At 69.8% G+C, this 12,839-nt stretch carries 14 protein-coding genes and 1 riboswitch; of the genes, 6 read left to right on the plus strand and 8 right to left on the minus strand.

Annotation, left to right across the window (positions count from 1 at the left end; genetic code table 11):
- Positions 1-25 precede the first annotated feature (25 nt).
- Positions 26-658: a uracil-DNA glycosylase family protein gene (locus AC4D12_RS00855; protein WP_490947897.1), complete on the plus strand. Its 633-nt coding sequence runs from the start codon at positions 26-28 to the stop codon at positions 656-658.
- 122 nt (positions 659-780) lie between these two features.
- Positions 781-1,230 carry a hypothetical protein gene (locus tag AC4D12_RS00860; RefSeq protein ID WP_490947898.1) on the plus strand — a complete coding sequence of 150 codons (450 nt, stop codon included), beginning with the start codon at positions 781-783 and terminating at the stop codon, positions 1,228-1,230.
- Positions 1,231-1,282: 52 nt separating this feature from the next.
- On the opposite strand, the gene AC4D12_RS00865 is transcribed toward AC4D12_RS00860, so the two are convergent.
- Together AC4D12_RS00865 and AC4D12_RS00870 are read right to left on the minus strand one after the other, a co-directional pair.
- Entirely contained in the window at positions 1,283-1,639 is a 357-nt protein-coding gene (locus tag AC4D12_RS00865; protein ID WP_490947899.1) for a hypothetical protein, read from the minus strand.
- 171 nt (positions 1,640-1,810) lie between these two features.
- A complete protein-coding gene (locus AC4D12_RS00870; RefSeq protein WP_490947900.1) occupies positions 1,811-2,524 on the minus strand; it encodes a hypothetical protein in 714 nt (237 codons plus the stop codon).
- Between the two features lie 89 nt (positions 2,525-2,613).
- Between AC4D12_RS00870 and AC4D12_RS00875 the strand changes: the two genes are divergently transcribed.
- Together AC4D12_RS00875 and AC4D12_RS00880 are read left to right on the plus strand one after the other, a co-directional pair.
- Entirely contained in the window at positions 2,614-3,681 is a 1,068-nt protein-coding gene (locus tag AC4D12_RS00875) for a spore photoproduct lyase family protein (protein ID WP_490947901.1), read from the plus strand.
- 222 nt (positions 3,682-3,903) lie between these two features.
- Positions 3,904-4,587 carry a YqjF family protein gene (locus AC4D12_RS00880; RefSeq protein ID WP_490948753.1) on the plus strand — a complete coding sequence of 228 codons (684 nt, stop codon included), beginning with the start codon at positions 3,904-3,906 and terminating at the stop codon, positions 4,585-4,587.
- A gap of 178 nt (positions 4,588-4,765) precedes the next feature.
- On the opposite strand, the gene AC4D12_RS00885 is transcribed toward AC4D12_RS00880, so the two are convergent.
- The 3 genes from AC4D12_RS00885 to AC4D12_RS00895 all read right to left on the minus strand — a co-directional run bounded on the left by AC4D12_RS00885 (position 4,766) and on the right by AC4D12_RS00895 (position 7,797).
- A complete protein-coding gene (locus tag AC4D12_RS00885) occupies positions 4,766-5,464 on the minus strand; it encodes an SDR family oxidoreductase (RefSeq protein WP_490947902.1) in 699 nt (232 codons plus the stop codon).
- Positions 5,465-5,729: 265 nt separating this feature from the next.
- Positions 5,730-6,593: an aldo/keto reductase gene (locus AC4D12_RS00890; protein WP_490947903.1), complete on the minus strand. Its 864-nt coding sequence runs from the start codon at positions 6,591-6,593 to the stop codon at positions 5,730-5,732.
- 85 nt (positions 6,594-6,678) lie between these two features.
- Positions 6,679-7,797, minus strand: coding sequence for an alcohol dehydrogenase catalytic domain-containing protein (locus AC4D12_RS00895; protein ID WP_490948754.1), 1,119 nt, complete (start codon positions 7,795-7,797; stop codon positions 6,679-6,681).
- Between the two features lie 130 nt (positions 7,798-7,927).
- Here AC4D12_RS00895 and AC4D12_RS00900 point away from each other — a divergent pair, with 130 nt between their 5' ends.
- A complete protein-coding gene (locus tag AC4D12_RS00900; RefSeq protein WP_490947904.1) occupies positions 7,928-9,124 on the plus strand; it encodes a TerC family protein in 1,197 nt (398 codons plus the stop codon).
- Between the two features lie 15 nt (positions 9,125-9,139).
- On the opposite strand, the gene AC4D12_RS00905 is transcribed toward AC4D12_RS00900, so the two are convergent.
- Positions 9,140-9,664 (minus strand): hypothetical protein, encoded by a 525-nt coding sequence (locus AC4D12_RS00905; RefSeq protein WP_490947905.1) that lies wholly within the window; start codon positions 9,662-9,664, stop codon positions 9,140-9,142.
- A gap of 238 nt (positions 9,665-9,902) precedes the next feature.
- Here AC4D12_RS00905 and AC4D12_RS00910 point away from each other — a divergent pair, with 238 nt between their 5' ends.
- Positions 9,903-10,703 carry a GAF domain-containing protein gene (locus AC4D12_RS00910; RefSeq protein WP_490947906.1) on the plus strand — a complete coding sequence of 267 codons (801 nt, stop codon included), beginning with the start codon at positions 9,903-9,905 and terminating at the stop codon, positions 10,701-10,703.
- Between the two features lie 45 nt (positions 10,704-10,748).
- Here the strand turns inward: AC4D12_RS00910 and AC4D12_RS00915 are convergent, their stop codons facing one another.
- Positions 10,749-11,063 (minus strand): DMT family transporter, encoded by a 315-nt coding sequence (locus tag AC4D12_RS00915; protein ID WP_490947907.1) that lies wholly within the window; start codon positions 11,061-11,063, stop codon positions 10,749-10,751.
- A 10-nt stretch (positions 11,064-11,073) separates the two neighbouring features.
- Positions 11,074-11,141, minus strand: a riboswitch (guanidine-III (ykkC-III) riboswitch).
- 9 nt (positions 11,142-11,150) lie between these two features.
- Positions 11,151-12,791, minus strand: coding sequence for an ABC-F family ATP-binding cassette domain-containing protein (locus AC4D12_RS00920; RefSeq protein ID WP_490947908.1), 1,641 nt, complete (start codon positions 12,789-12,791; stop codon positions 11,151-11,153).
- Positions 12,792-12,839: the final 48 nt, after the last annotated feature.

The following is a 12,839-nucleotide window of genomic DNA, read 5'->3' on the forward strand; positions in this document are numbered from 1 at the left end:
CGAGGAGGCGGAATTGGTACAGCGCATGGCAGACCCCACGTACAGGGCCCAGCAGTGGGAACAGCGATACGATCCGCAGATCGAGGACGTCAACCGGTTGTGCGACACCCTGGCCGAGGCGAAGCCGGGCTCCGAGGTGCCGTACATCGACCCCGTCCACGACGTCGACGGCTGCAAGATCGTGAGTCTCTTCTCCAACCCCGGGGCATCCCTGCCGTCCGGCTTCGTCTCCTTCGAGAACGATGACCCCAGCAGCATCCGTATGGCGCAGATCTACGAGGCCGTGGGCCTGCGTCCCGACGCCATCATGCCGTGGAACGCACACCCCTGGTACCTGCCGGAGGGCAAGGACCGCGCGCTCACCATGGACCAGATCGCCGACGGCGTGAAGCCGCTCCTCACCTTCCTGCAGCAGGTCCCCCGCGCATCGGCGCTGGTGGCGCACGGAGCAGACGCCCACAAGGCCGCCCGCCGCCTCATGAAGCTCGAGAACAGGGCCATCGCGAAGCGGGGCTTCAAGATCTACGAGGTCCGCTCGCCCGGGGAGCGTGCCTTCAAGGGCACCCCGGCGAACCAGGAACTGTGGCTCAAGGACATCCAGTCCGCGTACACGGATGCCATGGGCAGGGCCGGGATCCGGGCGCGTCAGTCCATCTGATCCGCCCGACGTCTTCCGCCCGTTTCCGTCCGGCCGGCGGAAACGTTGCGGCATCGAGACCCGCACCGACACGGTGCCTCCCTAGAGTGGTGAGCGACCCCACCTCCCACGGAAGGAACCCGATGCGTCGCTCCACCGGCGTCCTGCACGCCCTCACAGCCGCTGCCGCACTCGTCTCGATCGCCGCCTGCGGCACGCCCGCCGAGGAATCAAGGGCCGCTATCGCCGTTGGCTCCGACGGCTCGGTCGGGGACATCGAGGTCCGCAGCATGCTGCTCGTGACGGCGGGGGAGGGCGAGCCGGCGCGCTTGCTCGGAACACTCGTCAACGGCACGGAGGACGAGGTGATCGTGGTCGTCGAGGACGACGACGACCGCCTCGAACTCACGGTGCCCGCTGACGGCGAGTTGCCGCTGGACACGAACGAGGCGATGCTGCGGACGTCGGACGACGCCGCGGGAGCCAGGACGGTGCTCTCCCTGAGCGTCGCCGGCACCGTGACCGACATCGAGATGCCCGTGGTGGACGGAACTCTCGAACAGTACGAGCAGTACGTTCCCGACGCCGCCTGAGGTCATCGGGCAACGCGCGTCAGTACTGCGTCACAGGCACTCGTGAGGCAGATCAGGCGGGGTTACTGACCGATCGCAGTGCGGTCTCGGTGGAACCGTCGTCCACGGACACCCGGCCGAGGGACAGGCCGCGCAGGGTGGCCGAGACGTCCTCGATGGACTGCTGCACCCAGGCGAACGCCTCGTCGTCGGCGATCTTGTCCTGGACCAGCGGCGTGCTGGCGCGGTGGGCGAGCGCCAGCCGCGCCACCGATTCCTCAAGGGCCTCGATGAGATGCTCGGTCTCCAGTGCCAGGCGGTCGGCCATGGCTCCCGTGCGCTCGGCCTCGCGACCACCGGTCATGACGAGGAGCGTGGGACGGGTGTGGGCCGCAGAGCCCCCGGCAGCGGGCGGGCGTGGTGTACTCATCGACTTGAAACCTCTTCTGACTTCGATCGCCGCGACAGGGGATTTCCGATGGCGTGTGCTCCGTCGGAGTAATTTTGTCATCGCGATCCGGGCGCCGACCGCCGTCAGGACGCAGGAATTCCGCAAGATCGGCGCGACACCCCGGTGCGGCGTGGCACGAGCGGGCTCACCTCACTCCTCTCGACGCGTGATGGTGCCGTCCGCCGCCCGTTCCCCCACCAGGGTCAGTTCGCCGCCGCGCATCTCGTAGGCGTAGGTGCGGTTGTCGCTCAGGGCCGGCAGCTCGGGTTGTTCGGGACGCGGCTCGCCCTTCCCAGGGTCGGCAACGGGCCGGCACAGGGACACGGAGCCGTCCCGGTAGAAGAGCCCGCTCGCAACAGCGGATCTGCTCCCGGCGTCCATGAAGGAGAAGTATCCGGTGGCGCGCTGCGGGAGCACGGCCGGTTTCGACGGCAGTCCGCCCGTCTGGTTCGCGAAGGCGACGGCCTCGCAGACCGCGAGCGGTCGATCCTGCGCGCGGACGCCCCGCTCGGGCGCTGCTCCGGGGTCGCGCGGCGCGAGATTCGCGGCGACGACGAGCACGGCGAGCACCGCGATGGCGACTGCGGCAGCCCGACGTCGGCTCCTCGGCCTATAGGGGGGTCCTGCCGATGGGGCGTCGATCGCACCTGCGTCGTCGTCGATTCCCGATTCCTGTCGCGGCCCGGACACGCCCGTCGTCCCCACCGTGCCCACCGACGTGGCTGGTCCTGCCACCGGTGCCGGGCCTGTGCCTCCCGCTCGGCCGGACGCGTAGGATGCGCCCGATCGCCCTCCGGAGTCGCGCAGGCCGAGGTCGACGACGCCGTGCCTCGCGCCGTCGTCGTCCTCTTCCGGGAGCGCCATGCGACCAGCGTAGGTGCGGATCGCCGGGCCCCGGAAGTGTCGGTGGCGGTTCGTAGTCTTGATGCATTCGCCGCCACGAGAAGGGTTCCATGCTGCAGGCCACCAAGCTGCTCCAGATCAGTCGGATCTATGTCGAGCCGGCGGCTGCCGCGCTCCCGCGGGGCCAGGAGATCCTGGCGCGCTGGCCGGAGGCGGACGTCGTCGAGGTCGCGAGCCACTGGCGCATCCCCGAGCTCAGCGGTGACGAGGCGAACGTCAAGCGCTGGGTGCGGATCAAGACGGAGGCGCTGATCATCGGCGTCAAGAAGTCGCTCACGGCCAAACCCAACGGCAGGTCGGCGGACTTCATCGCGCCGTCCACGGCCAACGGGTGCGCCATGGCGTGCGCCTACTGCTACGTCCCGCGGCACAAGGGGTACAGCAACCCCATCACGGTGTTCGCCAACATCGACCAGATCAGCGGTTATCTCGAGCGGCACGTTCGCCGTCAGGGCATGAAGCTGGAACCGAACCAATGCGACGACACCGCCTGGGTGTACGACATCGGGGAGAACAGCGACTGCTCGGTGGACGCCCTCGTCAGCGACAACGTGCAGGACCTCGTGAACCTGTACCGCGATCTGCCCACTGCGAAGCTCTCCTTCGCCACGAAGTACGTGAACCGCGAGCTGCTCGGGTGGGATCCGCAGGGCCGTACCCGCATCCGCTTCTCGCTCATGCCGGAGAAGCTCGCCCGTATGGTCGACGTGCGGACCACACCGGTGGCCGAGCGGATCGCCGCCATCAACGACTTCGTGGAGGCGGGCTACGAGGTGCACGTGAACTTCTCCCCGGTCATCGTCACGCCCGGGTGGCAACAGGACTGGCGGGAGCTCTTGCAGCAGCTCGACGCCGCCCTCTCGCCCGCAGCGAAGCAGCAGCTCGCCGCGGAGGTCATCTTCCTCACGCACAACCAGCAGCTGCACGAGGTGAACCTCGGGTGGCATCCGCAGGCGGAGGAGATCCTCTGGCGGCCCGAGCTCCAGGAGACGAAGCGCTCGGAGAACGGCTTCGCCAACGTGCGCTACATGGCCTACGACAAGCGCGGCTACCTCGACGAGTTCCTGCGCCTCGCCGCCACGCACCTGCCCTACTGCCGGATCCGTTACGCCTTCTGAGGTCGGGCCCCGCGCGCGTGTGGCCCGGCCCCGACGAGTGCGCGGTCCGACCTGCGCGCATGGTGGACTGGACTGAATCACCCACCATCCCGACGACCGCGGGGAGCCGCTGATATGACCGTGCCGAAGCCTGAGACGCGCCATGAGGCGCACGCCGTACCGCCCCGTGACACGCGGCCCGATGGCTGGCATCTCGCGCCGGAGCTGCCGCGCCCGGTCATCATGGACCAGTTCTGGGCGGACGCCGTGTTCCTGCACTGGCGGATCGCGCCGGAGGCCGTGGCGCGCTACATGCCGGCCGGCGTCGTGCCCGACGTCGTGGACGGCTCCTCCTGGGTGGGCCTCATCGGGTTCCGGATGGTCGGAGCGGGGATCGGCGAAGGGCTGCCCGTGCCGTTCTTCGGCAGCTTCACCGAGATCAACGTGCGCCTCTACTCGCGGGGGCCGGACGGGACGCGCGGAGTCGTGTTCGTGACCCTCGACGCCTCACGCCTCGCCGTCGTGCTCGCCGCGCGGGCCGGCGGTATCCCGTACGTGTGGTCGCGGTGCGCGCCCATCGTCCGGGGATCCGGTCCGGACCAGGAGTACGGGTACGACGTCGACCGCTTCCGGAGGCAGGGTGGCACGCGCTTCGCGGTCCGGCCCGACGTCGACACCATCGCCGACGATCACCTCTCGCTCGAGCTGACGGCGCGCTTCGGGCTGCACAGCACCCTCGCGGGGCGGACCCTGTACATCCCGAACACCCATACGCCGTGGCCGCTGCACCCTGCGGTGCTGACCGAGTTCGACGACGCCCTCCTCGGTTCGGCTGGCCTGCGCGTCGAGGGCCCGCCGGAATCGGTGCTGTTCTCGCCGGGCGTGCAGACCCAGTTCGGCAAGCCCCGCGTGGTCCACCCGGCCTGACGAAAGGCGCCCTTCCACCCGCAACCGTCTCGCAACTGGTCATGCCTCAGGGCGGTCCGCCGCGGCGGGTGTCCAGACCCGGGGGTACTTCACCCCCGCAGGGGAGCAGATACCCCGGGAATGCGCACCACGGGTGGATGCACGCACGGCAGGTCCGTCGTCCGTCAGCCGTCAGCCGTCAGCCCAGGCTGATGCCCGACGGCCGGATGCTCAGCGACTCGATGGTCGACTCCCGGGTGGCATCGACGGCGAGGCGCACGGCCTTCGCCACCTGGTCCGGCTGGATCCACGCCTCGGGGGTGTATTCCTTGCCCTCCCATGCCTGGAGCTGTTCCTGCATGTCGGTGGCGACGCGGCCGGGGTGGATGGAGCTGACGCGCACGCCGTGCGGACGCTCCTCCTCGCGAAGGGCGTCGGTGAGCGCGCGCAGGGCGAACTTGGTGCCGCTGTAGACGGCCGAGCCCGCACCGGAGGCGTACCCCGAGCCGCTGTTGATCGCGATGATCTGCCCCCCGGCGGAGCGCAGTGCGGGCAGCAGTGCCCGGGTGAGCGAAGCGACCGCGAACACGTTGACCTCGAAGCTCTCCCGCCAGGCGTCGTCCGCGACGTCCGCCACCGCGCCCATGCGCAGCACGCCCGCGGAGTGCACGAGCACGTCGAGCCGGGGGATACCGGCGACGGCGGCGGCCACCTGGCCGGCGTCGCGCAGTTCCGCGGCGAACGGCTCCGCCGACGGGAACGACGACGACAGGTCGGCGAGCGCGCCGAGGTCACGCCCGCCGAGCAGCAGGTGGTGGGTGGAGCCGAGCTCCTCGGCGATGGCGCGGCCGATGCCCCGGGAGGCGCCGGTAATGAGGGCTACGGGGTTCGAGGACATCACCTCAGCCTAGCAACGGGGACCTTTACGGCGTTCGGCCGGCCGCTCCTGAGTCGCATCAACCGGCCGTTCAGAATCCGCTCCAGAGGATGCGATGACCGCCTCGCTCCAAACCCGGGGCATCTGCTTCCTTGCAGGGGTGAAGTACCCCCGGGTGTGAGCACCCGCCGCGGCGAACCCCGACGGAGGTGCGAGCACGACGACGCCCGCACCTCCCGGAGGACGTGCGGGCGTCGAGGCGGGTCCGTCCTGAGAAGGCCGGGGCTCAGGCGGTCTGCGAGAGTGCGGCGATCTCCTCGTCGGAGAGCTGCAGCTCGGCGGCCTTCGCGGAGTCCGTGATGCTCTCGGGCCGCGAGGCGCCCGGAATGGGGATGACGGTCGGCGCGAGGGCCAGTTCCCAGGCGAGGCAGACCTGCTGGGGGCTCACCCCGTGCTTGTCCGCGGCCTCCTGGAAGGGCGCGAAGCTCTCACCGAGTCCGCTGGCCTTCTGGATGCCCCCGAGCGGGCTCCACGGGAGGAAGGCGATGCCGTTCTCGCCGCAGTAGCGCAGCTCGTCCTCGCTGGAGCGGAAGGCGGGGGAGAATTGGTTCTGCACAGAGACGAGCCTGCCGTCGAGGATCTGGTTCGCCTTCCGGATCTGGTCCACCGTGGCGTTCGAGATCCCCGCCATGCGGATCACGCCGTCGTCCAGCAGGTCCTTGAGGGCACCGATGGAGTCCTCGTAGGGCACCTCGGTGTCCGGGCGGTGGAACTGGTACAGGTCGATCGCGTCGCCGCCGAGGCGCTGGAGCGAGGCCTTCGCGGCTTCCTTGAGGTAGTCCGGGTGCCCGTTCTGGGTCCAGGAGCCGTCACCGGGGCGGAGGTGGCCGCCCTTCGTGGCGATGACGACGTGCGAGGTGTCGGAGCCGTAGCTGCTGACCGCGCGGCCGATGAGCGTCTCGTTGTGGCCCACCTCGTTGGCGTCGCGGTGGTAGGCGTCGGCGGTGTCGATCAGGGTGACGCCGGCGTCGAGCGCGGCGTGGATGGTGCGGATGGAGCGGTCCTCGTCGGGGCGACCCTCGATGGACATGGGCATTCCCCCGAGGCCGATCGAGCTGACCTGGACAGATCCGAGTGTGCGTTGCTGCATGGTCGTTCTCCTTCGGGTAGGCGTGCTTCCTCATGGTAAGCACGCTTCGGACCAGCCCGCGACCCGCGCCGGTCACCCGGGGACGTCAGTCGAGGGTGAAGATGCGGCGCACCACACGGCCCTCGGCCAGGGCGTCGAGGCTCTCGTTGAGGTCCTCGAGCGGGCGTGTGTCCGTGTGGAGGAGTTCCACCGGCAGGATGCCCCGGCGCCACAGGTCGAGGTACGCGGGGAGGTCACGCTCGGGCACGGCGTCGCCCATGTAGGAGCCGAGCAGGCGCCGGCCCGTCCCGGCGAACTGCAGGGCCTGCAGGTCCATGCGCTGGTCGGGGCGGGGGAGGCCCACGGACACCACCGCGCCTCCGCGGGCGAGCAGCTCGAGGCCGGACTCGATGACGCGCGCACTGCCCACGGCCTCGATGACCACGTCCGCACCGCCGTCGGTGAGGCGTCCCACGAGCTCGGCGGCGTCGTCGGGCGCTCCCGCAAGCTCCGCACCGCAGCGCAGGCCGAGCTCCTGCTTGGCGGGCAGCGGGTCGATGGCGATGACCTGCGCCCGGGCCACCTTCGCGGCGGCCATGACGGCCATGAGCCCCACGGCGCCGAGTCCGAACACGACGACGGACTGCCCCGGCCGGACCGCCGCGGTGTTGAGGACGGCTCCGATCCCGGTGAGCGCCGCGCAGCCGAACATGGCGGCGACGTCGAAGGGGACGTCGTCGTCGATCACTACGACCGATTCGCGGGCCACCACCGCGTACTCGGCGAAGGCGGAGACGCCGAGGTGGTGGTTGATGCGCCCGCCGTCCTGCCCCGTGAGCAAGGCGGGCCCGTGGAGGAGGTCACCGCTGCCGTTGGCCTCGGCGCCGCGGTAGCAGAGGGCCGGGCGCCCGGCGGAGCAGGCGCGGCAGGAGCCGCACGCCGGGACGAACACGAGCACCACGTGATCACCCTTGCGGACGTCGTCCACGCCGGCACCCACGCGGTCGACGACGCCCGTGGCCTCGTGGCCCAGCGCCATGGGCAGCGGGCGCACCCGTGATCCGTCGATCACCGAGAGGTCGGAGTGGCAGAGACTCGCCCGGGTGATCCGCACCCGTACCTCACCGGCACGGGGTTCGGGCACGGGCACCGACTCGAGCGTCAGCGGGGTGCTCCCCTTGTAGGGGCGGGGGAGATCGGCGGTCCGGAGCACCGCGGCGCGCATCATCGGGCTCGTGGGGCTCATCGTCGGGTTCCCTCGTCATATAGGTGCGGACTGCGTCAGTCTAGAGGGGGGCCAGTAGCGTTACGAGGGTCACCCCGACACGCGCATCACCTTCGAGGAGAGCCGCCGCATGGAAGTACCCCTGCACGTCTGGACGGCAACGGTGGTCTTCATCGTGGGCCTGCTGGTGTTCGACTTCTTCTTCCACGTCCGGAAGGCACACACGCCGAGCCTCAAGGAGTCGGCGGTGTGGTCCTCGATCTACGTGGGGATCGCGCTCGTCTTCGGCGTGGGTGTCCTGGTGTTCGGCGGCTCCACCATGGGCACCGAGTACTTCGCGGGCTACGTCACCGAGAAGGCTCTCTCGGTGGACAACCTGTTCGTGTTCCTCATCATCATGGCGAGTTTCAAGGTGCCCCGTGCGGATCAGCAGAAGGTGCTGCTCTTCGGCATCGTGTTCTCGCTGATCGCGCGCACGGGCTTCATCTTCCTCGGCGCCGCGCTGATCAACAGCTTCGCCTGGGTGTTCTACATCTTCGGCCTGATCCTGCTGATCACGGCGGGCAACCTGCTGAAGCCCGGCGGGCACGACGACGGCGGGGACAGCACGATCATCCGCCTCGCCAAGCGCTTCCTCCCGGCGTCGGAGCACTACGACGGCGACAAGCTGTTCACCGTGGAGAACGGCAAGCGGGTGCTCACGCCGATGCTGCTCGTCATGGTGGCCATCGGCGCCACGGACATCCTCTTCGCCCTGGACTCGATTCCCGCGATCTTCGGCCTGACGCAGAACACGTTCATCGTGTTCACGGCCACGGCGTTCTCGCTCATGGGCCTGCGCCAGCTGTTCTTCCTCATCGACGGCCTGCTGGACCGCCTCATCTACCTCTCCTACGGGCTCGCCGTGATCCTCGGGTTCATCGGTGTGAAGCTGATCCTCCACGCACTGCACGAGAACAACCTGCCGTTCATCAACAACGGTGAGCATGTGGACGTGGTGGAGATCAGCACGGGGCTCTCGCTGAGCGTGATCCTCGGGGTGCTGGTGGTCACGGTCCTGGCGTCCGTCCTCAGCCCCAAGGGCCGGGCGAAGAACGCGATCTCGGGCGCGAAGCGGCACGCCACCGAGTACGTGGATCTGACCTACGAGACGGACATCGTGGAGCGCGAGAAGATCTACGCGAAGCTGTGCGCCGAGGAGGCGGACCTCAAGAAGCTGCCGGAGAAGTACAAGCGGCTCATCCGGAACGAGACCGAGTTCATGGACCTCATCCGGAAGGCGCACGCCGAGCACGACCAGGCGCTCGAGCGGGAGCCAGGCCGCTAGATGCGCCGCCGGGAGCTACGGGGTGTCGCTCGGGACGATCCGGCCGAGGACGCCCTGGCCGCCGTTCACGCCGTCGATGCCGCTGCCCAGGATGTCGCCGAGGAGTTCGGCGTGCGATCCCGGGGGGAGCGGGATGCCCGGACGGCCGAGTGAGCGCACGTCCAGGCCCGTGAGCAGGCGGGACGCGAAGGTCTGCCGAGCGGGGGGCTGGGCGAGGGCGCCGAGGGGGAGCACCGAGGACAGGCCCACGATGTCCTCGCCGTCCTCGTCGATGTCGAGGCAGGCGGCGCGGGGTGCGGGGCGCCAGGAGTAGGGTGCGCGGCAGTGGGGCGCCACGTCGGGGCAGGTGTCGTCGATCAGTTCGTTGACCGCCTGGGCCACGAGGTCGGCGTCGTCGGTCTCGAGCGCGAGGACGCCGTGGAGGTACGCATCGAACTCGAAGTAGTCGGTGGAGCCGCCCATGTTGCAGTAGTGCATCCACGTCTCGTAGGCCGTGAGCCCTGCGAAGCTCATCGCCGTCCGCGTCTCCTCGTTCTGCATGTCCATCTCCTCGTCGTGGTCCTCCAGCGGGCCTGCCTCCACTCTGACGAGCGCGCCTCAACTGAACCGGGGCCTCAGCCTCTGTTTTGGCGCAAGCGACCCGTCGGTTCCCACGGTTGGGTACGGAGAGGCGGACTCATCCGTGGGGCGACCGGTGACGAACAAGGTTCAGCGGTAGTGCCGTACGTCACAGTCGTGGGATACGGACCGAGAATGCCGGGATGACAATGGGGGACGGATGAGGCGCGATCCACAGCAGTGGCTGGCCCAGCAGGCGCTGGTGGAGGGCGGATTGAGCGCCTTCGACGTCTGGGTGGTCTACGCCGGGCTCGGCGGCTCGGAGGACGGCATCCAGGTGGATGCGTACCTCAACGGTCTGCTGACCGCGGCTCGGAAGGACAGGAACCTCATTGCACGCGCGGTCAACGTGCTGCTCGACGAGAGCGCGGACAGGGGCCTCCGCGCTCCGATGCACAGCGAACCGGCGTGGCTCGACGGCGACGAGATGTTCCGCTCCTACCCCGGCTGGGACGTGACTCCCGCCGACCTGATCGCGCCGCTCGTCGGTCCCGTCCGCGCCGAGGCCCTGCGGCTGGCGTCCCTGGAACGCACCGGATTGCTCCGCCCCGGCGGAGAGGAGGAGTTCGACGCCATGACCCGGGAGGCGGTGCGCCGCTTCCCGGGGTGCTCGGCGTCCCTGGCGCTCATCACGGCCGAACACCAGATCATCAAGTCCGTCGCCGGCCCCATCGGCACCGACGGCCCGCGTGCAACGTCCTTCTGCCACCACACGGTGGGCGGCTCCGGCGCGTTCGTGGTCACGGACGCGACGAAGGACGAGCGGCTGATGGCCAACCCGCTGGTGACCGGCGCCCCGCACATCCGGTTCTACGCCGGCTACCCCGTCCGCGGACCGGGCGGCTGGCGCGTGGGGTCGCTGTGCGTCATCTCGGAGACCTCGCGGGGCTTCACGCCCGCCGATGCCTTCTCGCTGCAGGAGCTGGCGACCGCCGTGCAGGCGCTGATCGGCGTCCGATGACGCGCGGTCCATGGCTCAGGGCATCAGGGGATCAGTGCCCGGAGCTCAGTGGACCAGCTTCAGGCCGATCACGCCGCCCACGATCATGAGCAGGAACACGATCTTCAGGAGCGACGCCGGTTCCGTGCCGGTGACCATCGCGTAGACGACGGTCAGTGAGGCGCCGATCCCCACCCACACGGCGTAGGCCGTGCCGACCGGCAGGCTCCGCATCGCGTAGGCGAGACCCGCCATGCTCGCCACGATCGCCAGCCCGAACACCACCGTGGGCCCCAGTTTCGTGAAGCCCTCCGACTTTCCTAGCGCAGTGGCCCAGACGGCCTCCAGCACTCCCGAGATGACAAGTACGATCCACGCCATGACGTCCTTCCGCGGGCCGTCTTGTCGCATTCCGGGTACGGCACCCCTCGTCCGGGAAGCGGCTCGTCGCGCTTCCCCTTCATCGTGTCACGCGTCAGCGGTCACCTGGCCGCCGGAAACCTTCCACCGGTTGTCCAGCCTCACGTTCTCGAGGAGGCGGCGATCATGCGTGACGAGGAGCAGGGCGCCCGTGTAGGACTCCAAGGCGTCCTCGAGCTGCTCGATCGCGGGCAGGTCCAGGTGGTTGGTGGGCTCGTCGAGCACGAGGAGGTTGACGCCGCGCGCCTGCAGCAGTGCCAGGCCCGCGCGCGTGCGCTCGCCGGGGGAGAGGGAGCCGACGACGGCGCGCGCCTGGTCCGCCTTCAGCCCGAACTTCGCGAGCAGTGTGCGCACCTCACCCTGCGTCATCTCCGGGACGAGGGCCTCGAACGCGTCCCCCAGCGGCAGGGTCTCGGCGAGCTGGCCGCGGGCCTGGTCGATCTCCCCGACCGCCACGCTGGAGCCGAGGGACGCGCCGCCGTCGTCCGGGCGTTGGTGCCCGAGCAGCAGGCGCAGCAGGGTGGACTTGCCCGCGCCGTTGGGGCCCGTGATGCCGATGCGCTCGCCGGCGTTGACCTGCAGCGAGACCGGGCCGAGCGTGAAGGAGCCCTGCGTCACCGTGGCGCCGTTGAGTGTGGCGACCACGGAGCTTGAGCGCGGCGCGGCGCCGATGGTGAACTGCAGCTGCCACTCCTTGCGGGGCTCCTCCACCTCCTCCATGCGGGCGATCCGCGATTCCATCTGGCGCACCTTCTGGCCCTGCTTCTCGGCGGAGTCGATGTTCGCCCGTCGGCGGATCTTGTCGTTGTCGGGACTCTTCTTCATCGCGTTGCGGACGCCCTGTGAGCTCCACTCGCGCTGCACCCGTGCGCGCGAGACGAGGTCCTGCTTCTTGTCGGCGTACTCCTCGTACGCCTCGCGTGCGTGCCGGCGCGCCACGGCGCGCTCCTCGAGGAAGGCGTCGTAGCCGCCGTCGTACACGGCCACCTTGTTCTGCGCGAGATCGAGCTCGACGACGGTGGTGACGCAGCGCGCGAGGAACTCGCGGTCGTGGGACACGAGCACCGCACCGCCGCGGAGGTTCTGGATGAACGCCTCGAGGCGCTCGAGGCCGGCGAGGTCGAGATCGTTGGTGGGTTCGTCGAGGAGCACGATGTCGAAGCGGCTCAGCAGCAGGGTGGCGAGGGCCACGCGGGCCAGCTGCCCGCCGGAGAGGGCAGTGGTGGGTGTGGCCGGATCGATGGCTCCCGCGACGTCGGCGAGCACGGCGGGCATGCGGTCCTCGAGGTCCACGGCGCCGGAGGACATCCAGTGGTCGAGCGCGACGGCGTAGGCGTCGTCCGCGCCCTTCGCGCCGCTGCCGAGCGCCGCCGCGGCCTCCTCCATGGCGAGCGTCGCCGCCGTCGTGCCGGTGCGGCGACCGATGTACGCGGCGACGGTCTCGCCCGCGAGGCGCTCGTGCTCCTGGGGCAACCAGCCCACGAAGGCGTCCGGCGGCGTGGTGCGCACCGTTCCCGCGAGGGGAGTGTCGGCACCGGCGAGGAGTCGCAGCAGCGTCGTCTTGCCGGCGCCGTTCGCGCCCACCACGCCGACGACGTCGCCCGGGGCGACCGTGAGGTCGAGGTTCGAGAAGAGGGTGCGGTGGGCGTGGCCCCCGGACAGGTCCTTCGCCACGAGGGTTGCGGTCATGCGACCAGTCTAGGAGTGCGGGGTCGTGCTGCCGTCCGGGCCGCGGCA

It is taken from the genome of Arthrobacter sp. TJ-266 (assembly GCF_058269115.1).

Coding starts and splice junctions, on each gene's coding strand:
- AC4D12_RS00860 (WP_490947898.1), top strand. CDS start 781: ATGCGTCGCTCCACCGGCGTCCTGCACGCCCTCACAGCCGCTGCCGCA.
- AC4D12_RS00910 (WP_490947906.1), top strand. CDS start 9,903: ATGAGGCGCGATCCACAGCAGTGGCTGGCCCAGCAGGCGCTGGTGGAG.
- AC4D12_RS00900 (WP_490947904.1), top strand. CDS start 7,928: ATGGAAGTACCCCTGCACGTCTGGACGGCAACGGTGGTCTTCATCGTG.
- AC4D12_RS00880 (WP_490948753.1), top strand. CDS start 3,904: ATGGACCAGTTCTGGGCGGACGCCGTGTTCCTGCACTGGCGGATCGCG.
- AC4D12_RS00920 (WP_490947908.1), bottom strand. CDS start 12,791: ATGACCGCAACCCTCGTGGCGAAGGACCTGTCCGGGGGCCACGCCCAC.
- AC4D12_RS00915 (WP_490947907.1), bottom strand. CDS start 11,063: ATGGCGTGGATCGTACTTGTCATCTCGGGAGTGCTGGAGGCCGTCTGG.
- AC4D12_RS00865 (WP_490947899.1), bottom strand. CDS start 1,639: ATGAGTACACCACGCCCGCCCGCTGCCGGGGGCTCTGCGGCCCACACC.
- AC4D12_RS00885 (WP_490947902.1), bottom strand. CDS start 5,464: ATGTCCTCGAACCCCGTAGCCCTCATTACCGGCGCCTCCCGGGGCATC.
- AC4D12_RS00855 (WP_490947897.1), top strand. CDS start 26: ATGGCAGACCCCACGTACAGGGCCCAGCAGTGGGAACAGCGATACGAT.
- AC4D12_RS00875 (WP_490947901.1), top strand. CDS start 2,614: ATGCTGCAGGCCACCAAGCTGCTCCAGATCAGTCGGATCTATGTCGAG.
- AC4D12_RS00870 (WP_490947900.1), bottom strand. CDS start 2,524: ATGGCGCTCCCGGAAGAGGACGACGACGGCGCGAGGCACGGCGTCGTC.
- AC4D12_RS00890 (WP_490947903.1), bottom strand. CDS start 6,593: ATGCAGCAACGCACACTCGGATCTGTCCAGGTCAGCTCGATCGGCCTC.
- AC4D12_RS00905 (WP_490947905.1), bottom strand. CDS start 9,664: ATGCAGAACGAGGAGACGCGGACGGCGATGAGCTTCGCAGGGCTCACG.
- AC4D12_RS00895 (WP_490948754.1), bottom strand. CDS start 7,797: ATGCGCGCCGCGGTGCTCCGGACCGCCGATCTCCCCCGCCCCTACAAG.